This is a genomic window from Rhodococcus sp. C-2 (assembly GCF_027854095.1).
GTDB classification, from domain to species: domain Bacteria; phylum Actinomycetota; class Actinomycetes; order Mycobacteriales; family Mycobacteriaceae; genus Rhodococcus_F; species Rhodococcus_F qingshengii.
The window spans coordinates 141,219-162,107 of record NZ_JAQGFI010000015.1 but is presented as its reverse complement, the minus strand read 5'-3'; the positions used below and the strand labels follow the sequence as shown (position 1 = coordinate 162,107).

The window sequence follows — 20,889 nt, the reverse complement described above, 5'->3', positions numbered from 1 at the left end:
GTGGAGTGGTGGAACTCCTGGCACCCGGGCTGATTCGCGTTTCTCATGCCTAGATGAGGGAGGAGTCGCGACCAGTACGACGAAGGGTGATCAATTCATGGTTCGTCTCGGCGTCGTGTCGACGCCCCTCTTCTTCGAACTCCATCAGCGCATAGAACCTGCGGGCGCGATCGTTGAGCGTGTAGACCTCCAGTGTCACCTCGCCGTGCATGGTTGTGGCGTGTTCGACCAACGCCCGCCCGACGCCCAACCCTTGTGACGCCGGCGCGACGAACAGTCCCCCGATTTCGGAGCCGATCATTCCCAACAGTCCAACGACAGCGGAGTTGTGCTCAGCGACCCAATTGTCGGCCTGAATCAGATAGACCTCTCGCATCTTCTGCTCGCGTTCGCCCGTCCCCTCACCCGCAAGGAACGGATGGGCTTCACGGGCAGCGCGCGACCACAGGTCGACGACCACGTCCTCATCCGAGGGCTGGTAGCGGCGAATGATCAGATCCTGGTTCACAATCCGACCATACCCTCAGACATTAGAGGACTGGCTGGCGCCGAAAATGTTCAATTCGCGGATCTACGCACGACGACCCCGACGTATATCAGTGGACGATTCCGTTCGTTGCCGCTCCGCAGTTACTGCGGTGTGCAAGGGTTGTCCGATGACTGACGGTGATCCGACAACTGAGCGTGGAGGTCCGGCATCCTGGTGGAAGGTGACAGCGATTGTCACCGCAGTGCTTGTCACTCTCACATGCGGCGTCATCGTGTGGTCCTTCATGCCGCCGGTTGTGTACTTTCCGTTCTTTGCGCTCGCAGCCTCAGTACTGCTCGGTTTGGGCGGAGTGTGGTTGATACTCAGCCTGATTGGCTGGATGAAGTACAAAACTCTGCGTTTGAGCACGATCGCGCCGGTGATCGTGCTCGTCACCGGTGCGCTCGTGACCTTGTCCGTCCCTTCGCATGTTGCGTTTGCATTGTCGAAAGATTCGCTCGAAGCAGTGGCCGCGGATTGCCAGAAGTCGTTGGAAAACCGAACAATTGGCGTCTACCGGGTCCTGCAGGTCTGGCCCGTCGGCAACGGGTGCCGCTTCCACATCGAGGGTGGTCTAATCGATTCGATCGGATTGGCGTACTTACCTGACGGCGCACCATATCTCGGCAAGCCCCGCCGCGACGGCGAGATCGGATACCAGGAGTTCGACGGCGACTGGTACTCGTTCGTTCAAGCGTTTTAGCAGCGAGAAACTAGCCGACCAGCTTGGCCTTCAGAAGCGCGATCGTGTCCGCAGTGAGTCCGAGACCTTCGGTGAGATAACCGTCGACGGTTCCGTAATCGCTGGCTACCTGCGCGAGTCCAGCTTCCAGGTACGAAGCGTCGACACCGAGGGCCGGCTCGAGATTGGTCGCCACCTGCGGGCTCAGGGCCTGAGAGATCTGCGCAAGGATCTTCTCGTTGGTCGCCTGAAGGTAGGTGTTGCTCAACAGATAGTCGTCCATGATCGTCTGGGCGGGGACACCGGCGATGGACTGCAGCAACATCGCGGTCCAACCCGTGCGGTCCTTGCCTGAGGTGCAATGGAACAACTGCACCCCGTCACTCGCAGCGATGTCCGAGAGGACCTGCTTGAAGCCGGCACGGCGAACGGGATCGGTGACAAAACTGCGGTTGGTGTCGACCAAGAACTGCTTGGCCTCCTCCGGCGACTTGATCGTCGTCGCGAGCTGGGTGAGATCCTTGAACTCGATGGGGATGTTCGTGTACGTCACACCGTCCGGGAGTTTGTCCGCGCCACCGATGAACGGGTTGGAGATCTCGGTTGCGCCGCGCAGGTCATAGGCGTCGGCAAGCCCGAGGCCGGTGAGTGTCGTCTTGTCTGCGTCGGTGGTAGCGGTCAGCGCATTGGACCGGTAGATGACGCCGCGCTTGAGGTGTGAGCCGTCGACGGTGGCGTATCCCCTACCGTCGTTGCCGGCAACGTCGCGAAAGTTGGCCACGGAGGCCAAATTCGGTGTCGGCGCGAGGACAGGATCGAGCGAGCCGAGATCGACCGCTCCAAGCGAGCCTGTGTTGAGAGAGCCCAGGTCGAGCGGGATTGCCGTGGCGGGAGCAGCAAACATCAGACCACCTGTAACAACTAATGCGGCGGCCTTTGCAGTGCGAGCGAACAACATTCGTGTGCGTGTGGACATGTGGCAGTGCCTCTCTCTGCAGTTTGGGATTTGTGGTGTGGTGATCTGGAGTTACGGAGCGACATCACCGATGCCGGTAAATCCGTATCGCTGGTGAGGTCCGATGACTGCTACCTCGAACAGGCCTGTCCCGGTGCGGGTTACGCCGTCCTCGACGAGGGTGAACCGAGCCAGGTTGTCGACCGGGCACAGCATCTTCTTCCACGATTCGATGTCCGAAACCTTTTCCCGCAGGCCTTGAACCACCAGTTCGCCCTGCCACATCCCGTGGCGCCAATCCTGCTCGAGTCCGTAGCCCGTGCCGACACCGATGTAGTTGGGCAGTATCGGTTCGCAGGTGATCTCCAGGATGTGGTCGGATTCGCCTGGTGCACCGGGGCGCCGGAAGTACAGAGTTCCGCTCTTCACCTCGCGAGTACCGGAAATGAACGTGAGCTGGTGGTCCGGTCGACCCAACCACTCCGGCTCGCGCGAGCGGTCCGCCCAGACGCGAGTCGCATCTTCGAGGATTCGGCGTCCCTGCTGATCTTCTTGAACGATCGTGACGATGGTGAAGTCGCCGAATTGCATGATCGAGTAAATCCAGAAGAAGTTCTGACTGCCGGCTATCGCCGGATCTGCCTTGCGTCCAGGCGGTTCCGCTTCGCCGACCGGTCGCACACCCCAGGACCGATCGCGATTACCCCGCCACGTCTCCGGGGTGACCGGGATGACGTCGCCGTCGACGGTCAGGGATCCGGACCATGTTCCGGTCTGCACGAATCGTTGCGTGTCGAAGGTGACTCGTTCGAGCTGGCGATGGAAATGTCTGGCCTCGAGATTGGCGGGGCCGTCGGACTCGAAGGTGAGGTCGAAGCTCAGGTCCGGCGCTTCGGGACTCGGGTCCAACACCACACGTAGGCGGTGCAGACCCTCGATGATTTCGATTCGCAGCGGGCCTACTGACAGGTCCATACGATCGTCACCCAAGGCTCGGGATGCCCGGAAGACAATATGGTCTTCGCCGCGCCGAAGAACCGCAAAGCCGTCGCATACACCAAGATTGGGGTACTGACCGAGACCGATGATGAGAAACAGTGGCTCGGTGTCGCCGTCGACGCCTGCATGGCAGTTGAAGTAGTAACGGTCGTAGAAGTTTCGATCCGAGGTGCCCACGTGGCGGATGGTCTCGGCGATCTGATGTACCGGGTAGTCGTCGAGCGGGGACAGTGTCATCGTGCATCTCCTGTTGTGAGCGGGGATGTTGCGAGCGACTCCCAGTAGGTGCCGTCGAGCATGGCTTCGAGTGTCTTGTGGTGCAAGATCATCTCGTCCGGGTTGTCGGGGAATTCGGCCTGACCGAAAGCCACTGCGCGGCTTTGGACTCGGAACATGATCACCGCATGCCGCAGCGCGGCGTACACGATGTAGAAATCTAGATCCGCAACCTGGTGGCCGGAAAGCGAGCCGTAGGCCTCTGCCACGTCCTCGCGACGAAGGAAGTCCGGCATTCCGGGGAGTCCTGCCATGGCAGCGAGATCCTCGAAGAACCTGTGCTGGAAGATCATCCAGCCGAGGTCCAGCTCACGCGGCCCCAGTGTGGCCATCTCCCAATCGAGGACCGCCGCCGGCTCGAAGTCGCGGTAGATGACATTTCCGATCCGCGAGTCACCCCAGCAGAGCACTGCGGAACCGGCATCGACGGGAAAGTTCGCTTCGATCCAGTCGAAACCGCGCTCGATCAAAGGAGATCCTGGTCCGTCGGCTGTTGCCCACTCGTAGTAGCGTCGCTGGTCCTCGAGGTGCGCGCGAAGCGCTTCTGCCCCAGTCGGTTCGGCACCCTCGCGGCACAACTCGGGGAGTGCGAGGTGCGGATCGGCCATAGCGTGTAGCTCGGCGAGCACCCGGACCGATGACTGCTGGAGTCGAGAACAGTCGTCGGCCGAAGCTTCCGAGAGCCAGGATCCGAACGTGTACGGCATGACATCGGGCGGGATTTCGCCCTCGCGCCGTTCCATCACGAAGAACTCGCCGCCGAGCGCGTCCGGGTTGCTCTCGGACCAGTACACCCGCGGGATCGGCACCGACGTGTGAGCGGCGACGGCACTCATGACCCGAAACTGCTGGTCCAGGTTGTAAGACGGAAAGATCGGTACCGCACTGTCCCGCGGGGCGATACGGGCGACCAGGCGATGCACGGCTCGAATCCCGTCCTCGATCCACGTCGCATCGAAAAGCACAGTCTCGTTGGACATGCCGTTCGCGGCCGGCACCTCGACCGAAGTCACCGAAGGTTTCGAGCCTCGCCACAGCACGGTTGCGAGCCAGCCTTCGAGGCTGCGCCGCATGTCCGCCGGGTCGTTGCGGGATTCGCCGGGCCTGGCAAATTCGGCGTAGTCGGGATCTTCGCCGGAGTTTTCTGTTTCGGTTCGAAGGTTCATCACCACTCCTCGTGGTTCGGTGGCGCCGATGCGCACGTGCCGATTGTCGATACAATATGTATCGACTAAAGCCGTGACAGAATGTAACGGCCATCACAGCGATACCGCAAGGGATTTGCCCAAAATGTCCAAAGATTCCGAAACTCAGCACCGCCTGGGCCCGCAACGAAACCCTGCAATCGACGACGCAGTACTGGACGCGACCAGGCAACTGTTGGAAGAAAAGGGGTATGCGGGCACGTCCATCGACGCCATAGCCACGCGTGCCGGAGTGGGGCGTCCTGCCATCTACCGTCGGTGGCCGTCGAAGGCACACATCGTCAACGACGCGATCTATCCCGTACTCGACGTCGAACAGGGCGCGGACATCGACACCGAACTCGGCACCGAGGGCACGATCGCGGATCAGATCCGCGCGCTGGTGCACGGCGCGGTTGCTCTGTTCGCAGCTCCCGCCACACGAGCCGCTGCTCCCGGATTGATGAGCGAAGTGCGAACAAACGCGGAATTACGCGACGTTCTCGTGGTGCGGCAACTGGCCGGAGTCCGCGTCGAGCTGAACCGTCGACTCGAGGCGGCGAGAGAGCGCGGCGACATCCGAAGCGGCGTCGACGCCGACGCTCTTCTCGACATCATGGCGGGCGCGGCCATCTTCGCGCTGTCGGTTCGTGACGTCTCGGACCCGGGACCGTTTGCCGATTCTCTTGCCGACATAGTGCTGAACGGCATACTCCCCGAGGCTCACTGAACCGCTGGTTTGCGCTGCCATACGCGGCACGATGGGCATAGGCATGCTCTGAACCAACCGGCAGCTCGCTCAGTGTTCATCCATCGAGTGGGACAGTCTGTCGCTGCCTCACTTCTGCGATGTATTCACGGATGGCGTCGCGGTTTTTCACAAGAAAGCTGATCTTCTCGTCAAGTCCCGACGCCTCCGCCTCGAGCATCGACAGCATCTCCGGTGTCACATCGCTCATGTGAATGACGCGTTCTTGGTCCAGGCAAGGAAGGATCTGCCGGATCACCCGCGTCGGGAAACCCATGTCCAACAACCCACGTATCTGAAATACCCTGTCAACCATTCGTTCGTCGTAGTCTCGGTAACTGTTTTCGGATCGTCTCGGAGCAATCAAGCTCTGTTCCTCGTAGTACCGCAAGAGGCGGCGGGACACCCGTGTCGCTTCTGACAGCTCGCCGATCTTCATTTGGCCGCCGATGTTTCGAGCGACGCTGCCTGGAGTCGCTCTCTCAACGTGCTCACCCGGGTGCTCGCCCCGAAGACAGCGGCAAGCTGTTCGAGGACAAGTGGGATGTCCCGGCCGTTGACCGCCGGCCGCAGTCGCACACCGTGTGCGCCAGCGGATACGAGTTCGTCGATCCGGTGGATCAGCTCATCTACCGAACCGACAAAGATGTCGGTGTCAGACGAGTACGGTGCGCCTGACAGCTCGTCGAGGGCACGCTTCTGCTGTACAGCCTCGAAGTGGGTCTTGCCGAGGAAAACCACGAGATCCACCAGGATCGCGAGCGGCTCATCGATCAAATTTCTTCGCACTGCATCACATTCAGCGTTGACGGCGTCGAGTACATCGCCGATGGTGACGCCATTAGCACTCGGAGTGGGTGTCACCAGGATGGCATCAGCCGACGCAACCGCCAACCGATAAGGAACTTGGGCGTGATGTGCGAGCGCGAGAACGACAGGCTTCAAGCCTTCGACGACAGGGGTGGCGAGTGGTCCGGCGACCTCGAAAGTCTTTGTCACAATCAACTTGTCAGAGATCTTGTCGATATCGACAAATCGGCCATCGGCGCCTTCTTGGAGTGCGCCTTCCGACCAGGTCGACCACAATCCTCGGAGTATTTCGATCGACTCGGTTGCGCTCGAGAAGACCGGTTCGAGTCTGGTTCCAATCCGTTCAGGGAAGTAGATGTCGGACTCTCTCAGCTCCGGCACCGGTTGCGGGCGAACGAAATGACGTCTGTCGATGCTTCGCGAAGTGACCTGGGCACGGAGGCCGACTCGGCCCCCGCTCAAGAGATTGAGCGATGCGATTTCGGTGGCGATACTGTATGGCTCACTGTGAGTCAGATTTCTCGTGGCGATCACGCCGAGTCTCTGCGTCTCGAAAACAGCCAGTGCCGTCAGCGCTACCGGCGACAACCGACCACGAACCTGGTCTTCCTTGTCATCGATTCTCCTGAAGTCCGACGACTGCAACCCAATCGATTCTTCGAAAGTGACAAAATCGACAACAGATGAGTCAATGTCGCGCAACAACTCCGACCAGTAACGAGCACTGAAGAGTTCGGCGGGGGCAATTCCCTGCAATCGCCAGGCCGCTGGATGCCAGCCGGCTGGTTCCAGCGCGATGCCGATGATCGGTGACCGATGGATCGACGGCGTTGTGTTCATGCGTGTGCCTGACCTTCCTGATGGATTTGGGCCGGAGATCGAAACCCGTCTCCGCGGGCGGTCCACATGATCACCACGGATAGCAGCGCGAGTGCTACCGTCCACCACGGGAGAGATCGAGCACCGTTGAGAGACAAGAGAACTCCACCCATCACTGCACCTGCTGCCATGGCAGCGTTCCACAGCGTCGTGAGAACCGCCTGAGCCTCGTCTGCGTGTGAGCCCGCAGCAACCGCTGCTGAGGTTTGCAACAGAGTCGGAATTCCGCCCCACCCCAATCCCCATACGGCAGCTGCTATGTAGACGAGCAGCGCATCCTCAGTGGTGACTGCCAGTGCGGTTGCGGCGACTGAAATCAGGACGGCGCCGACAAGAGCAAAAGTCCGTAGTCGTGCGTAGATTTGTTTGCCCACAACAACAATGCTGATTAGACATGCCACTCCGAAGGTCAACAGAACGAGGTCGTTGTCGTCTCCCATTCCTATCGATTCGAGAAACGGAGCGATGTACGCATACAGGATGGTGTGACCCAACACGACGATGAACGTCACGATCAGAACTGCGTCGACACCAGGAATGCGTGCCGCCTCGAGCATGCTTCGCCGTTTACGGCCGCGGGGCCGACCTGGACGATCGGGAACCGACACCGCGATTGCAACGAGAAGCGCAACAGCCAGTATCGACATGAGGTAGAACGGTGCCCGCCACCCGGTAGCGTTGCCCAAGTATGTCCCGAACGGAACGCCGAGCGCGAGAGCGAGCGGAATTCCGGCCATCGCGAACGCGATGGCGCGACCCTCGAGATGTTTCGGGGCAAGACTTCTGGCGTATCCGGCGAGCAATGCCCAGGCGATACCTGCAGCAACTCCCGCAATGAACCGGGCGGTCATCGTCAGAAGGTAGTCGGAAGAAAATGCAGTGACCGTGTTGGCGAATGCAAACCCGAGAATCGAGTTCAGCAGTAACACCTTTCGCGACCACGACGCTGTCACTGCGACGAGGGGTATTGTCGTCAGGGCCGTCCCCAGCGCGTAGATCATGATCGTCTGCCCGGCGGCTGATTCACTGACATCGAGGCCTTCACTCATTGCCGGCAACACTCCCGCTGGGAGGGTCTCCGTCAGGCTGGTGATAAAGACGGACGCGAACAACGCCAGGAGGGGAACGAGTGGGAGTGCGTCCCTGCGATCCTGTTCCGCAAGAAACTGTTTCGCTCCTGATGTGTGGTGTTCTGAATCGATGTCGTCTGCCATGAAACGATTGTCAACCTTCACATCAATGTGAAGGTCAAGCCCTCTGCGAAGATCGAACCCCGAATCAATCAATCTGATGCCGTGCAGGTTTGGTCTATCCAGTCGAGGAACTGCCCATGTCCACCGGCCAGCCCGTGAGGTGTGCCGTCAAGAGAAACAACAAACTTCCCACGGCGCACCTCTGGTGATGCCGTCAACTTGGCATCGACTTCGGGCAAAACCCCGAGACCTTCGTTCGCTATCCAGCGACATGGCAAAGCGTGAACAGCTTCTGCGAATTCATCTCTGGCAGTCGGGATCAGATAGTTGAGTACCGCACTGTGAAAGACCACGATCGTTGTTTCCCGTGGCGCACGTTCGACGAGATCGGCAACAGCCGACGTGAGATCTCCGCGAACCAGATGAGGCGGATCCACACGAGCGAGTGCCGCTGCGTCGCGCAATCGCCGCCGGCGGTGGTCCTGTTCCGGCCACACAAGACTCTCCAACCATCTCATGTCGTCGGTGTCGCCTACATCGAGTGGGTTCAGGTCGATGCCCGCCCGGTACACCACGTCTGGGACTCTCTCCGGAATCGGCGGACTGCCAGTCGTCGCACACTCCAGCAGAACGGTGGACGGACCATCGACTGGATGCAGATACTTTGTGCCGTCGTAGAGAAAGCTGTAGCGGTCAGGGTAAAGGCACAGGCCCGCCGAAGCACCGACTTCGATGAGGGAGAGCGGGCCCTTCAACAACCCGAGGACGGGAAGCAACACGGCAGAGCGGCCAGCTTCATTCGTCTGTGTAGTCCTGGTCTGCGCGAGTTGTTCCACCTCGGACCAGTTGTCGCTCAGCCACCGGCGAAACAACGCATACGGCGCGACCGGGGCACCGAGGTGACGGCAGGCCCCGAATATCAGGTTGGGTTGCCTGCGGGGTTCTGGAAGCCGATCTATCAGAGCGAGGACTGCTGGATCCTCCGATACGCCGGTGCCCCATTCCTCGTAGATCGCGGAGTTCCCTCGAGCCTCCACTTCTGCGAATGATCGGTACCAACGCGAAGTGTCCACCGTCGATGTTTACCGGATGGCGCGTGGTGCTGAAAGGTTTTCGATCAGGCCGTCGCGTAACTCGCAGACGTCCCCCACGTCAGGCGTACTCGCCTGAGAACCCTCCCCGAGGCCCACTAGGCCCGAGCCCCGCCGACTATCCTGTGGGGCATGACCGAGCCTGTAGCGACCGCTGACCTTGCCGACGAGATCGGACCCGACATCCGTAGCTGCGACACGCAGTTCACCCAGTTCGGTGGACGTGAAGTCTTTGCCGGCCCCATCACCACCATCAAGTGCTTCCAGGACAACCTGCTCGTGAAGCAGACCCTCAGCGAACCCGGCAACGGCGGAGTCCTCGTCGTCGACGGTGACGCGAGTATCCACACCGCTCTGGTCGGCGACATCATTGCCGGCCGCGGCGTCGACAACGGCTGGGCCGGCGTCATCGTCAACGGAGCCGTCCGCGACTCCGCGATCCTGCGCACCCTCGACATCGGCGTCAAGGCTTTGGGCACCAACCCGCGCAAGAGCACGCAAACCGGTTCGGGCGAGAAGAACGTGCCGATCGAAATCGGCGGAGTCACCTTCAACCCCGGCGAGATCGTTTACAGCGACCAGGACGGCGTCGTCGTTCGCGAGAGCTAGTCAGAAGTCGCGGGATCAGGCGGGGGCTTCCACTTTGGCGGCCATCCCGCCGATCTCGACGACATCGCCGTCACGAAGCTGGCGGCCCCGACGATCTTCGACCTCACCGTTGACCGAAACCATGCCGTCGGCGATCACTTCCTTCGCCTCCGCGCCCGATTCGATGAGGTTCGCGAGCTTGAGAAACTGACCGAGCCGAATCATTTCGTCGCGGATGGGTACTGCTGGAATGTTGTCGGTCATGTCAATCATCTTCCTCCTCCCACAAAACTGGACACGACAGACCACACTTAGCGTGAGGATCTGATCGACCGGTAGGAGAGGAAGCTCGATGGCACCATTGACCGAGGTATCGGACACCACTGCAGAGTTGGTGGAATCGCCACCCGAAAATCCGCGCCAGGCGCGTCGATTCCGCAAAGGGCGGTTCAGCCAGGTTCCCCATATCTCGGGACTGATCCTCGGAGTCTTCTCCGTACTGGTGTTCCTGTGGAGCATCTCGCCGGTACTGCGGCACATCCTCCGCGTCCCACGCGAATACATCGACAGCTACTACTTCGACGCACCGGATACGAGCCTGTCGTGGGCGCTCGTCGTCGCCCTGCTCGCCGCCGCCCTCGCGAGCCGCAAGCGCATCGCCTGGTGGCTGTTGACGATCTACCTGTCACTGATCACCCTCACCAACATCGCCTCCGCGATCGTCGACAAGAACCCGAACAACGCCGTGGCAGTTGTCGTTTTGCTTGTCGTGATCGGAATCCTCATCGCGGCGAGGCCCGAGTTCTACACACGCGTACGCCGCGGCGCCGGCTGGAAAGCACTCGGCGTGCTGATCGGCGGCATGGCTGTCGCGACCGTGATCGGTTGGGGCCTTGTCGAACTCTTCCCGGGCGACCTACCGCAGAACCAGCGATTCCTCTGGGCCTTGAACCGCGTCACCGCGGCGGCTTCGGTCGACAACGAGGTGTTCGACGGCCACCCGCGTGTCTTCGTCAACACGGTCCTCGGTCTCCTCGGTGCCATCGCGCTACTCGCCGCCGTCATGACGCTCTTCCGCGCGCAACGCTCCAACAACGCCCTCACCGGAAATGACGAGTCCGCGATCCGCGGGTTGATCCAGAACTTCGGTGCCGACGACTCTCTCGCTTACTTCGCCACCCGCCGCGACAAGGCGGTCATCTTCGCGCCGAGCGGCAAGGCCGCGATCACGTACCGCGTCGAGATCGGCGTCTGCCTCGCCAGTGGTGATCCCATCGGTGATCCTGAAGCGTGGCCGCACGCCATCGAAGCGTGGCAGGGGCTCGCGTCGCAGTACGGCTGGGCGACGGCCGTCATGGGCGCCAGCGAAACCGGGGCGACGGCATACAAGAAGGCGGGCCTGAGCGTCCTGCAGCTCGGCGACGAAGCGATCCTGCGCACCCGCGAGTTCAATCTCAACGGACGCGACATGCGCCCGGTGCGCCAGGCGGTCACCCGCGTGAGGCGTCACGGCGTCACCGTGCGGATGCGACGCCATCGCGACATCCCGCCCGAGGACATGGCAGCCGTCATCATCCGCGCCGACGACTGGCGCGACACCGACACCGAGCGCGGCTTCTCCATGGCGCTCGGCCGACTGGGCGATCACCTCGACGGCGACTGCCTCCTCGTCGAAGCCGTCATGGGTGAAGGCACCGAGGACGAAAGCGTCGTCGGCATGCTCTCGCTCGTGCCGTGGGGACCGAACGGTGTTTCGCTCGACCTGATGCGCCGTAAGCCGACGGCGCCCAACGGTGTCGTCGAATTGATGGTCTCGGAGTTGGCCACACGTTCGGACGAGATCGGCGTCGTGCGAGTCTCGCTCAACTTCGCCGTGTTCCGCTCGGTGTTCGAGGAAGGTTCGCGCATCGGCGCCGGCCCGATCCTCCGCATCTGGCGCTCGGTGCTCGTCTTCTTCTCCCGCTGGTGGCAGCTCGAAGCGCTGTACCGCTCGAACGTGAAATACCAGCCGGATTGGGCGCCGCGCTTCCTCTGCTTCGAGGACAACCGCGAACTGCCGCGCGTCGGATTCGCGTCGGCCATCGCCGAAGGCTTTGTGGTGCTGCCCAGTTTCGGGCGCAAGTCCAGCCAGGTCGTCAAGCACACCGGTACGCATGCGGCAGTGCCCGCAGCTCTGGTGACTTCCGAAGGACTGCACGCCGACGGCAGCCCGCCGGACTCGGCGCCGACGTTCACGACCAACGGTCCGCGTCGACCCGAGCAGGTCCGCGTGCGCATGAACAAGCTCGCGCAACTGGCCGACGAAGGGATCGCCGCCTACCCCGTCGCCTATCCACCGACGCACACGATCGCGGCCGCAGCGAAGTCACCGGAGGGCACCCGCGTGCGAATCGCGGGACGCCTCCTGCGGGTCCGCGACTACGGCGGAGTGGTGTTCACGGACGTGCGCGACTGGTCCGGCGACATTCAGGTCCTGGTCGACCAGGACAACGTCGGCCGCGAGAAGCTGGCGGAGTTCGCTGCCGAGTTCGATCTCGGTGACCTGATCGAAGTCAGCGGAACCATCGGGCGCAGCCGCAAGGGCGAGCTGTCGCTCATTGCCGTCGAGTGGCGCATGAACGGCAAGTGCCTGCACCCGCTGCCGGACAAGTGGAAAGGCCTCTCGGATCCCGAGACCCGCGTCCGCCAGCGGTACCTCGACATCGCCCTCAACCCGAAGGCCCGCGAACTGCTCGAGGCCCGAAGCGCCGTCGTGAAGTCGCTGCGCGATTCACTCGGTGGTCGCGGATACCTCGAAGTCGAGACCCCGATTCTGCAGCAGGTGCATGGCGGCGCGAATGCCGCTCCGTTCCTGACACACATCAACGCGTACAACCTCGACCTCTATCTCCGCATCGCACCCGAGCTGTACCTGAAGCGGTTGTGCGTCGCCGGTATGGAGAAGGTGTTCGAGATCGGCCGCGTGTTCCGCAACGAGGGCGTCGACTTCAAACACAATCCCGAGTTCACGATCCTCGAGGCATACGAAGCCCACAGCGACTACGAGGGCATGATGCGGATGTGCCGCGAGCTGATCCAGGCGGCGGCCGTCGCAGCATTCGGTCGCGAGATCATCATGCGTCCCGGCCCGGACGGCGAACTGGTCGAGGTCGACATCTCCGGTGAGTGGCCGGTGAAGACGATGCACGGCGCCGTCGCCGAAAAACTTGGTGTCGACGTCTCCCCCGAGACAAGTCTCGAAGACCTGCAGAAGTTGTGCGACGCCAACGAGATCCCGTACCAGTCCAGCTGGGATACCGGCGCCATCGCGCAGGAAATGTACGAGCATCTGGTCGAGGACTACACGGAGTTTCCGACGTTCTACACCAACTTCCCCACCTCGATGTCGCCGCTCACCCGGCCGCACCGCAGCATCCCCGGCGTCGCCGAGAAGTGGGACCTGGTGGCGTGGGGCGTCGAACTCGGAACCGCATACAGCGAGCTGACCGACCCTGTGGATCAGCGCAACCGGCTCACCGAGCAGTCGATGCTCGCGGCCGGCGGCGACCCGGAAGCGATGGAATTGGACGAAGACTTCCTCCAAGCCCTCGAACACGCGATGCCGCCGACGGGTGGTCTCGGGATGGGCGTCGACCGAATCGTCATGCTGATCACGGGTGGCAGCATCCGCGAGACGCTGGCCTTCCCCCTCGCGAAACCGCGTCAGTAGTCCGGATTCTCGCGTGCCGGAATTGTTCCACGTGAAACCACCGGGCGAGATCTTGCAGGTCGGCGAGAGCCGACTGCATGTTCTTGCCGAGGGCGACGGCCCCGTCGTGGTCCTGTGCGGTGGGCTGGCGGGCAATTGGTTCGACTGGGATGACTGCGCGCGTCATCTTCAGTCGGACCACACCGTCGTCCGCTTCGATCGCCCGGGCTTCGGGCTCAGCGAGCCTACTTCCGAAGTTCCGACCGTCCGCGGCGAAGCTGAGCGGATCCGCGACGTGCTCGACACTCTGGGACTGAGTGGTCCGGCCGTGGTGGTCGGCCACTCCATCGCCGGCTTCTACGTCGAAGGCTTCGCGCGCCTGTTCCCCGATCGGGCGGCGGGGATGCTGCTCCTCGATTCCAGTGCCGAGAAGGAGCCGAAACGTCTTTTCCCCCGCGACCTGCTGCTGATCGCCTCCCGGGCCGCCGCGGCTTCGTTCAGCACCACCGGGCTCCAGCGACTCCTCGGTACGACGACGCGCAAGATCCTCAACCAGTCCGTGCCGCCGAGCGGGTCGTCCGAAGCCACTCTCGAATGGGTCCGGAAGATCTACCGCGAGCCTCATTATCTGGAAGCGGCGATGATCGAATACGTCGCGTACACCGATATGGCGCTGGAGCTCACCGCTTTACGACGCTCGAGCAAGCATCCACTGCCCGACATCGACCTCAGCGTCGTCGCCGCACACACTGGCCACACCACTCCCTGGTCCATCGCCTGGATGGCAAAGCAGCAGAAACTCGCCACCTACCTCGGTGGGAGTTTTCACGTCCTGCGCCCGGCGCATCACCACGCCATGATCGATCAGCCCGAGGAGTTGGCGAACTTGATCCGACGCCTCACGCAGCCGAACCGTCGGGGATGACACTTAAAGTTACAACTCGGACAGTAGCCGGATCATTGCTAGTCTCGGACAGCTTCTGCTTTCTACGACAGGCTGACCATGGACCGTTCGACACGTCGGGTGCGCTCGTGCCTGATTTTCGTGGCGATCCTCGTTGTCGCCCTGGCGGGCATCGCCGCCCGTCCGCCCGGTTTTCTGTCGACCTTCTGGCCCGCCAACGCAATCCTTCTGGGCATTCTCCTCCGTAACCCGCGCTCATTTGCGCCGATCGGACTCGCTGTCGGCGGCGCCGCGCTGCTGACGGCGGATCTTGCGACCGGAAGCCCCGTGCAGAGGGCCTTCGAACTGAATGCGATCAATCTGGTCGGCGTCACGACAGGATTGATCGCCGCGAACTTGCTCGGCTGCTTTCCGCGGCAAATCTCCGAGACGAAGTACACGGCCAGAATCTTCCTCATCTCGGTTCTGGCGTCGTTCACGGCTGGGTCCGCCAGCGCACTACGCACTCAACTCCACGAAGGAAGCGGTGCGGCAACGGAATTGGTGGGGTGGTTCTTCGCCGACCTGTGTACGTATCTGATCGTGCTGCCGATCGTTCTGTCGGCACCGACGCTCGAACACATTCGAAGAACCTGCGGGCCGTCCGTGCGGCAGAGTCTGCGCTTGAGGCGGCTCGTACAGATCCTGGCACCTCTGGCCGCTCTCCTGGCCTGTCTGCCACTCGCCCTGGAGGTCCAGGGAGCCCTTGCGCTGCTGCTGCCGATGCCGGCGCTCCTGTGGTGCGCAATGCGTGTCTCACTGTTCAGCACTTCGCTCCTGGCAGCCGGATGGAGCGCGTGGGCACTGGTCATGGCGGGTAAGGGACGTCTGGCACTGGCAGATCCGGTGCACCTACTCAGTGAGGGGGTGACCACCCGGATCTCCGTCATCTTGATGGCACTCTCCCCCATCGCCGTAGCCGTCGCCACTGGCGCACAGCGGCGCGCTGAGCGAGAACTCCAACGCATCGCCGAATGCGACGCCCTCACCGGAACGCTGAGTCGCCACGCGTTCTGGACCCAATCGCAGGAACTCCTCGACGCCCAGCACGCGGCGCAACGACCGATCGCCGTCATGATGCTCGATCTCGACCACTTCAAATCGATCAACGACAACCTCGGCCACCTCACCGGCGATTCCGTCCTCGAACAGTTCGGAAACACCCTCCTCGCCGCTACCGAAGGGCTGGGACTCTCCGGCCGACTGGGTGGTGAAGAATTTGCCGTCGCCGCCGCCGACTGCACCTTCGAGGAAGCCATCCAGCTCGCGGAGCGCATCAGAGAGGCGCAAGAGGCCCACGCGCGATCCATTCGCGGTTTCGCGGGAACGGTCAGTATCGGCGTCGCCTGGGCCGATCGCGCGATGCCGGGCATGGAGACTCTGCTCGATATCGCCGACAACGCGATGTACCAGGCAAAACGCGACGGCCGAAACCTCGTGGTGGCGTTCGATCTCTACATGGCAAGGTGACGTAGGTGCAACTACTCCTGATCCGACACGCGCTCCCCGAACTGGCCGAGGTCACCGAAGGCCGCGCAGATCCCTCGCTGACCGACGAAGGTCGTGCCCAGGCACTACGGCTGCCCGCAGCACTGGCGCCGTACCGGATCACCGGACTCTTCAGCAGCCCGCAAAAGCGCGCACTCGAGACCGCAGCCCCGGTAGCGCAGATATTGGGCCTTCCGGTCACCCAGCGCGAGGGTCTGGCGGAATACGACTACGAGCAGCCGCACTACATCCCGATGCACGAGGTCCTGGAGCGGGCGCCGGAAACCTATGCGCGAATCAAAGCCGGCTGGCTCCCCGAGTCGGTGGACGGCGACGCCTTTCGTGCGCGAGTCCTCGGTGCGATCGACGAGATCGTCGCGGCAACGGACAACGACGCCACCGTGGCGATCTTCTGCCACGGCGGCGTCGTCAACATCGTTCTGCAGGAACTGCTCGGACTGGAGCGCCCGTTGACCTTCCCGATCGAGTACGTGTCCGTCACGCGCATTCTCGTGTCGCGAAACGGAAGCCGCAGGGTCGGGTCGATCAACGAAACCGGTCACGTACGCAACATGCTTCGCGTGTAGTCACACGTTGTGGCACGCCACCTGATGGCCGCCCTCGACGAGACGCAGCTCGGGAACTTCCTCGGCGCAGAGATCAGTAGCCAGCGGGCACCGCGTGCGGAAGCGGCAGCCACTGGGCGGATTGAGCGGCGAGGGCAGTTCGATGACCTTCTGCTCGACGTTCTGCGCCGCGGTGACGGTGGCGTCGGGATCGGGAATCGACGCCAGCAGTAGCTGCGTGTACGGGTGCAGCGCGCGGTTCTGCATGTCTTCTGCGGGAACGATTTCGCAGACGCGACCCAAGTACATGATCATCACGCGGTCACTGATGTTCTTCACGACGGCCATGTTGTGCGCGATGAACAGCAAAGACAGCCCGTGACGCTTCTTCGCGTCCTCGAGCAGGTTCAGAATCTGCGCCTGCACGGACACGTCGAGGCTCGAGACCGGCTCGTCACAGATCAGGACCTTGGGGTCGAGCATCAATGCGCGGGCGATGCACACGCGCTGGCACTGACCACCCGAGAGTTCGCGTGGGGTTCGATCCCACACCATGTCCGGGTCCAGACCGACCTCGGCAAGAACCTCGCGCGCCCGAGCTTCGATGGCAGCCTTGTCTTTTCCACCCCAGATCGACGGACCCTCGGTGATGAGAGCCTTGACCTTGCGACGGGGATTCAGGGAGGAGATGGGATCCTGAAAGATCATCTGCAACTGAGTGCGGCTGCGACGCAATTCTTCCGCGCCCAGTGCCGTCATTTCCGTCTCTCCGAGGCGGATCGAGCCCGACGTCGGTGAGGGCAACTGCATGATCGCCCGGCCCGCCGTGGACTTGCCACAGCCGGATTCACCGACCACGCCCAAGGTTTCGCCCGGAGCGACGGTGAAGCTGATCCCGGACACGGCGTGAACGGTCTGGCCCTTGCCGACGTTGAATTCGACGACCAAGTCCTCGACCGTCAGGGCCGCGTCCACCGTCTCGGACTTCCTGGTATCCACTGATGCAGTCATCAGACCATCTCCTTCACCGCGAGCGTCAGGCCCGCTGCGGTAGTGCCGGCCTTCTCGTTGGCGACCAATGCCGTTGTGCCTTCGGGGGTGTCGACCGGGTAGTGGCACGCGAACGTGTGGCTTTCGGTTGTGTTGTCCCCCGGTCCGCCGGGAGCCAGGGCCGGGTCGCCGGTCAGGCAGTCGTCCTGGGCGTAACGGCAGCGAGCGGCGAAGCGGCAACCGGTGATCGGCTTCGTCATGTCCGGGAGCCCACCCGGAATTGTTTGCAGCACTGTGTGCGTCGGTGATTCGAGTCGCGGAATCGCGGCCATCAGCGCTTCGGTGTACGGGTGGCGAGGACGAGTGAACAACTCTTCGGTCGCCGACGTTTCCACGACGGAACCGGCGTACATGACGGCGACACGATCGGATCGGCCCGAGACCACACCGAGGTCGTGACTGATCAGAATGACGGCCATGTTGAGCTTGTCGTTCAGTGAGGCGAGCAGATCGAGAATCTGCTTCTGCACCGTCACGTCGAGAGCGGTGGTCGGCTCGTCCGCGATCAGCAGTTTCGGCTCGCAGGCCAGCGCCATCGCGATGACCACACGCTGTCGCATACCTCCCGAAAGTTCGTGGGGGTACTGGTCGAGCCGACGCTTGGGCTCGGGGATACCCACCATCGACAGGAGTTCCGCTGCGCGATCGCGCGCCGCGTCCTTCTTCAGACCCAGGTGGAACTTCAAGGATTCGGTGATGTGGGTACCGATGCGCTTGAACGGATTGAGCGAGGTCATCGGATCCTGGAAGACCATGGCGATCTCGGGTCCCCAGAAGTGCTTCATCTCCGACTTCTTCATCGTCGACATGTCGCGGCCGGCAAACGTCACCGTCCCGCTGATGTCGAGAGCCGGACCCTTCTGGAGCAGTCCCATGATGGTGCGCCCGAGAACCGACTTGCCGGAACCGGATTCACCCACGATGCCGAGAGTCTCGCCGGCGGAGACGTGGATCGAGACACCGTCGACTGCTCGCAACTGGCCACGGGGAGTGGCGAATACGGTTCTGATGTTGTCCGCCTGCAGTAGCGGAACGCCGTGCTGAGCTGAAGTGGTCACAGCTTACTCCGATACTTCTCGCCGATGAGGTTGAAGGAGAACACCGTCAGGAAGAGGAAGACGCCTGGTACCAGGACGATGAACGGATGCTTCTCCACGATCCCGCCCTGACCTTCCGCAATCATGTTGCCCCAGGTCGGATCAGGTTGTGCGATACCGAGTCCGAGGAAGCTCAGTGATGCTTCCGCGACGATCAGGCCGGAGACGGCCACCAGGCCGAGCGCGGCGACGGGAACGAGGACGTTGGGAACCAACTCGCGCCAGATGACGCGCCATTTGGTGGCGCCCATGGCTCTCGCGGCAAGCACGAACTCCCGTTGGGCGACGACGATGGTGTTTGCCCTGGCGATTCGAACCATGCTGGGAATGCAGAGAATCGACAGTGCGAGGGTGATGTTGCGCAGGTTCGACGTGAGCACCGCGGCCAGTGCGATGAGCAGCACCAGAGAAGGAATGGCCAGCAGCGAGTTGGTCAGGATTCCGACCACGGCGTCGACCTTGCCACGGAAATAGCCGGCCATGACGCCGATGGTGCCACCGATGATCATGCCGATCAGCACGGCGCAGATGGCGACAGTCAAGGAAGCGCGCGCACCGAACAGGGCGCGGGCGAGCAGGTCGAGACCGAAGTTGTTGGTACCCAACGGATGATCGGAGAGCAGGCTCGGCGATGCGAAGCCCGGCTCGGCCAAGGTCTTGACCGTGTCCTTGTACTCACCGAGCGGCAGCAGCGGCGCGAAGATCGCGGCCAGGATCAGCGCGACCAGCCAGATGCACGCCAACCAGTACGAGAGATCGAACTGACTGCCCCACTTGGACGTACCGAGTTTGCCGAGCCCCTTGAAGAGGAAAACCAGGGCAACGAGCGCGAGCACGATGCGGACGGTCATCATGATCGCTGAACCGAAGAGTGCGGTGCCGAGCAGCGCAACGCCGACCACTGTGAGAATCGATCCGATCAGGACCAGATTCTTGGGCTGTTCCAGCGTCTCGACGGGACCGGGAGCCAGCAGGACTGTCTGCTGCCGGTATGTCATCACCTCGGACGGGGCCGGCGACGGGGCCGCTCCGTCTGGCGTCACTTCAGACATGGACACGACGACTCCTCGGGTCAAGATAGGTGTACAGAACATCGATCGCACTGTTGACGAGGACGTAGATGACCGCGATCACGACCACCGCGCCGAGCAGCATCGGCGAATCACCCTGCTGCGCTGCGCGGACGATGAGCGTGCCCATTCCGGGCAGCGAGAACAGCGTCTCGACGATCACGGTGCTGCCGATCATGCCGCCGAGAGCCAGACCCATCATCGTGATGAGCGAGAACGACGACGGGCGGAGCGCGTCACTGAAAAGCACTCGCAGCGTGGGCATTCCCTTGGCCTTCGACGCGAGGATGTAATCCTCACGGAGCGTCGTCACCAGGTCGGATCGGAGAACGCGAGTGAACATCGCCATCTCGAGGAGGCTGATGGTGATCGCGGGAAGTATTGCGTGTGAGAGGTTTCCGGAGAGGCTGTCGCCGATGCGCACCCACTGTGATCGCGGGAACCAGCCGAGCCAGTTGACGGTGACCATGATCAGCAACAGACCGGCGAGGAAGCTCGGGACGGAAAGAACACCGAATGTCGCGGCGCTGATGACGCGGTCGATGACGCCGCCTTCGTGGTGCGCCGACCAGAGTGCGAGCGGAACTGCGACGACGAGTGCGATGACCAGACCCATCACTGCCAACTGAACGCTGACGGGGAGAGCGGAACTGATCGCGGTGAGGACGTCCTGCTGCGGGGGAACGAGCGAGTTGCCGAGGTCGCCCTGGAGAGCGCTGGTCAGCCAGTCCCAATAGCGAACCAGGAGTGGATCGTTGAGTCCGAGCTGCTGCCGAACTTCCTCGTACTCGGCAGGCGTTCGGCCTTCACCGAGAACGGAGACAGCGGGATCGCCGGGGATCAGTGATGCCAGCACGAAGGTTCCGAAGCTGACGATCAGGATCACAATGACGAGCTGGCCCAATTTCTTACCTATTGCGCCGATGTTCATCGATTTCGTCTCCTTCGGACAGCGAGCTCGCAATACACAGCAGTTCCTCTGATTTCATTTCTTCGTTCGCAGCCGGCCCCGATCCGCTGCAATACGGGCGCGGGGCCGGCTGTGAACTTCAG

General features: G+C 62.3%; 20 protein-coding genes. 7 read left to right on the top strand and 13 right to left on the bottom strand.

The window, feature by feature from the left end; all coding sequences use genetic code 11:
• Nucleotides 1-49 precede the first annotated feature (49 nt).
• Nucleotides 50-508, bottom strand: a complete 459-nt coding sequence (locus tag PCS43_RS28060) for a GNAT family N-acetyltransferase (protein ID WP_063315305.1) — start codon at nt 506-508, stop codon at nt 50-52.
• 148 nt (nt 509-656) lie between these two features.
• Between PCS43_RS28060 and PCS43_RS28055 the strand changes: the two genes are divergently transcribed.
• Nucleotides 657-1,232, top strand: coding sequence for a hypothetical protein (locus PCS43_RS28055; RefSeq protein WP_064113858.1), 576 nt, complete (start codon nt 657-659; stop codon nt 1,230-1,232).
• A gap of 10 nt (nt 1,233-1,242) precedes the next feature.
• Here PCS43_RS28055 and PCS43_RS28050 read toward each other — a convergent pair whose 3' ends face one another.
• From PCS43_RS28050 to PCS43_RS28040, 3 genes are read right to left on the bottom strand one after another with little or no spacing between them, the layout of a single operon-like run.
• Entirely contained in the window at nt 1,243-2,187 is a 945-nt protein-coding gene (locus PCS43_RS28050; protein ID WP_050794040.1) for a tyrosine-protein phosphatase, read from the bottom strand.
• Nucleotides 2,188-2,238: 51 nt separating this feature from the next.
• A complete protein-coding gene (locus PCS43_RS28045; RefSeq protein WP_003943541.1) occupies nt 2,239-3,402 on the bottom strand; it encodes a hypothetical protein in 1,164 nt (387 codons plus the stop codon).
• Nucleotides 3,399-4,607 (bottom strand): phosphotransferase family protein, encoded by a 1,209-nt coding sequence (locus tag PCS43_RS28040; protein ID WP_209910727.1) that lies wholly within the window; start codon nt 4,605-4,607, stop codon nt 3,399-3,401. The genes PCS43_RS28045 and PCS43_RS28040 overlap by 4 nt, the downstream gene beginning before the upstream one ends.
• Before the next feature lie 124 nt (nt 4,608-4,731).
• On the opposite strand from PCS43_RS28040, the gene PCS43_RS28035 reads away from it, so the two are divergent.
• Nucleotides 4,732-5,355, top strand: a complete 624-nt coding sequence (locus PCS43_RS28035) for a TetR/AcrR family transcriptional regulator (RefSeq protein WP_099696863.1) — start codon at nt 4,732-4,734, stop codon at nt 5,353-5,355.
• A gap of 76 nt (nt 5,356-5,431) precedes the next feature.
• On the opposite strand, the gene PCS43_RS28030 is transcribed toward PCS43_RS28035, so the two are convergent.
• The 4 genes from PCS43_RS28030 to PCS43_RS28015 all read right to left on the bottom strand — a co-directional run bounded on the left by PCS43_RS28030 (nt 5,432) and on the right by PCS43_RS28015 (nt 9,328).
• Entirely contained in the window at nt 5,432-5,812 is a 381-nt protein-coding gene (locus tag PCS43_RS28030; RefSeq protein ID WP_007735825.1) for a MerR family transcriptional regulator, read from the bottom strand.
• Nucleotides 5,809-7,023 (bottom strand): LLM class flavin-dependent oxidoreductase, encoded by a 1,215-nt coding sequence (locus PCS43_RS28025; protein WP_209910724.1) that lies wholly within the window; start codon nt 7,021-7,023, stop codon nt 5,809-5,811. The genes PCS43_RS28030 and PCS43_RS28025 overlap by 4 nt, the downstream gene beginning before the upstream one ends.
• Nucleotides 7,020-8,276, bottom strand: a complete 1,257-nt coding sequence (locus PCS43_RS28020; protein ID WP_245361516.1) for an MFS transporter — start codon at nt 8,274-8,276, stop codon at nt 7,020-7,022. Before PCS43_RS28020 ends, PCS43_RS28025 begins: the two co-directional genes overlap by 4 nt.
• Nucleotides 8,277-8,344: 68 nt before the next feature.
• Complete coding sequence (locus PCS43_RS28015) at nt 8,345-9,328, bottom strand: DUF2332 domain-containing protein (protein ID WP_007735820.1); 984 nt, start codon at nt 9,326-9,328, stop codon at nt 8,345-8,347.
• Between the two features lie 150 nt (nt 9,329-9,478).
• Between PCS43_RS28015 and rraA the strand changes: the two genes are divergently transcribed.
• Nucleotides 9,479-9,955 carry a ribonuclease E activity regulator RraA gene (rraA, locus tag PCS43_RS28010; RefSeq protein WP_003943552.1) on the top strand — a complete coding sequence of 159 codons (477 nt, stop codon included), beginning with the start codon at nt 9,479-9,481 and terminating at the stop codon, nt 9,953-9,955.
• A gap of 15 nt (nt 9,956-9,970) precedes the next feature.
• On the opposite strand, the gene PCS43_RS28005 is transcribed toward rraA, so the two are convergent.
• Nucleotides 9,971-10,198, bottom strand: coding sequence for an RNA-binding S4 domain-containing protein (locus tag PCS43_RS28005; RefSeq protein ID WP_003943569.1), 228 nt, complete (start codon nt 10,196-10,198; stop codon nt 9,971-9,973).
• Between the two features lie 88 nt (nt 10,199-10,286).
• On the opposite strand from PCS43_RS28005, the gene lysX reads away from it, so the two are divergent.
• The 4 genes from lysX to PCS43_RS27985 all read left to right on the top strand — a co-directional run bounded on the left by lysX (nt 10,287) and on the right by PCS43_RS27985 (nt 16,640).
• A complete protein-coding gene (gene lysX, locus PCS43_RS28000) occupies nt 10,287-13,643 on the top strand; it encodes a bifunctional lysylphosphatidylglycerol synthetase/lysine--tRNA ligase LysX (RefSeq protein WP_003943575.1) in 3,357 nt (1,118 codons plus the stop codon).
• Between the two features lie 13 nt (nt 13,644-13,656).
• Nucleotides 13,657-14,547, top strand: coding sequence for an alpha/beta fold hydrolase (locus PCS43_RS27995; protein ID WP_081305484.1), 891 nt, complete (start codon nt 13,657-13,659; stop codon nt 14,545-14,547).
• A gap of 78 nt (nt 14,548-14,625) precedes the next feature.
• Nucleotides 14,626-16,035, top strand: coding sequence for a GGDEF domain-containing protein (locus PCS43_RS27990; RefSeq protein ID WP_209910718.1), 1,410 nt, complete (start codon nt 14,626-14,628; stop codon nt 16,033-16,035).
• 5 nt (nt 16,036-16,040) lie between these two features.
• The gene (locus PCS43_RS27985; RefSeq protein ID WP_003943544.1) at nt 16,041-16,640 is read left to right on the top strand and encodes a histidine phosphatase family protein; all 600 of its coding nucleotides are present in this window, start codon (nt 16,041-16,043) and stop codon (nt 16,638-16,640) included.
• On the opposite strand, the gene PCS43_RS27980 is transcribed toward PCS43_RS27985, so the two are convergent.
• From PCS43_RS27980 to PCS43_RS27965, 4 genes are read right to left on the bottom strand one after another with little or no spacing between them, the layout of a single operon-like run.
• A complete protein-coding gene (locus tag PCS43_RS27980; RefSeq protein ID WP_050656379.1) occupies nt 16,641-17,630 on the bottom strand; it encodes an ABC transporter ATP-binding protein in 990 nt (329 codons plus the stop codon).
• On the bottom strand, nt 17,630-18,727 hold the full coding sequence (locus PCS43_RS27975; protein ID WP_021342346.1) for an ABC transporter ATP-binding protein: 1,098 nt from the start codon (nt 18,725-18,727) through the stop codon (nt 17,630-17,632). Before PCS43_RS27975 ends, PCS43_RS27980 begins: the two co-directional genes overlap by 1 nt.
• Complete coding sequence (locus tag PCS43_RS27970; RefSeq protein ID WP_007735813.1) at nt 18,724-19,818, bottom strand: ABC transporter permease; 1,095 nt, start codon at nt 19,816-19,818, stop codon at nt 18,724-18,726. Before PCS43_RS27970 ends, PCS43_RS27975 begins: the two co-directional genes overlap by 4 nt.
• Nucleotides 19,811-20,767 carry an ABC transporter permease gene (locus tag PCS43_RS27965; RefSeq protein ID WP_003943571.1) on the bottom strand — a complete coding sequence of 319 codons (957 nt, stop codon included), beginning with the start codon at nt 20,765-20,767 and terminating at the stop codon, nt 19,811-19,813. Before PCS43_RS27965 ends, PCS43_RS27970 begins: the two co-directional genes overlap by 8 nt.
• Nucleotides 20,768-20,889: the final 122 nt, after the last annotated feature.

Coding starts and splice junctions, on each gene's coding strand:
- PCS43_RS28055 (WP_064113858.1), top strand. CDS start 657: ATGACTGACGGTGATCCGACAACTGAGCGTGGAGGTCCGGCATCCTGG.
- PCS43_RS28050 (WP_050794040.1), bottom strand. CDS start 2,187: ATGTCCACACGCACACGAATGTTGTTCGCTCGCACTGCAAAGGCCGCC.
- PCS43_RS28045 (WP_003943541.1), bottom strand. CDS start 3,402: ATGACACTGTCCCCGCTCGACGACTACCCGGTACATCAGATCGCCGAG.
- PCS43_RS28040 (WP_209910727.1), bottom strand. CDS start 4,607: ATGAACCTTCGAACCGAAACAGAAAACTCCGGCGAAGATCCCGACTAC.
- PCS43_RS28035 (WP_099696863.1), top strand. CDS start 4,732: ATGTCCAAAGATTCCGAAACTCAGCACCGCCTGGGCCCGCAACGAAAC.
- PCS43_RS28030 (WP_007735825.1), bottom strand. CDS start 5,812: ATGAAGATCGGCGAGCTGTCAGAAGCGACACGGGTGTCCCGCCGCCTC.
- PCS43_RS28025 (WP_209910724.1), bottom strand. CDS start 7,023: ATGAACACAACGCCGTCGATCCATCGGTCACCGATCATCGGCATCGCG.
- PCS43_RS28020 (WP_245361516.1), bottom strand. CDS start 8,276: ATGGCAGACGACATCGATTCAGAACACCACACATCAGGAGCGAAACAG.
- rraA (WP_003943552.1), top strand. CDS start 9,479: ATGACCGAGCCTGTAGCGACCGCTGACCTTGCCGACGAGATCGGACCC.
- PCS43_RS28005 (WP_003943569.1), bottom strand. CDS start 10,198: ATGACCGACAACATTCCAGCAGTACCCATCCGCGACGAAATGATTCGG.
- lysX (WP_003943575.1), top strand. CDS start 10,287: ATGGCACCATTGACCGAGGTATCGGACACCACTGCAGAGTTGGTGGAA.
- PCS43_RS27990 (WP_209910718.1), top strand. CDS start 14,626: ATGGACCGTTCGACACGTCGGGTGCGCTCGTGCCTGATTTTCGTGGCG.
- PCS43_RS27980 (WP_050656379.1), bottom strand. CDS start 17,630: ATGACTGCATCAGTGGATACCAGGAAGTCCGAGACGGTGGACGCGGCC.
- PCS43_RS27970 (WP_007735813.1), bottom strand. CDS start 19,818: ATGTCTGAAGTGACGCCAGACGGAGCGGCCCCGTCGCCGGCCCCGTCC.
- PCS43_RS27965 (WP_003943571.1), bottom strand. CDS start 20,767: ATGAACATCGGCGCAATAGGTAAGAAATTGGGCCAGCTCGTCATTGTG.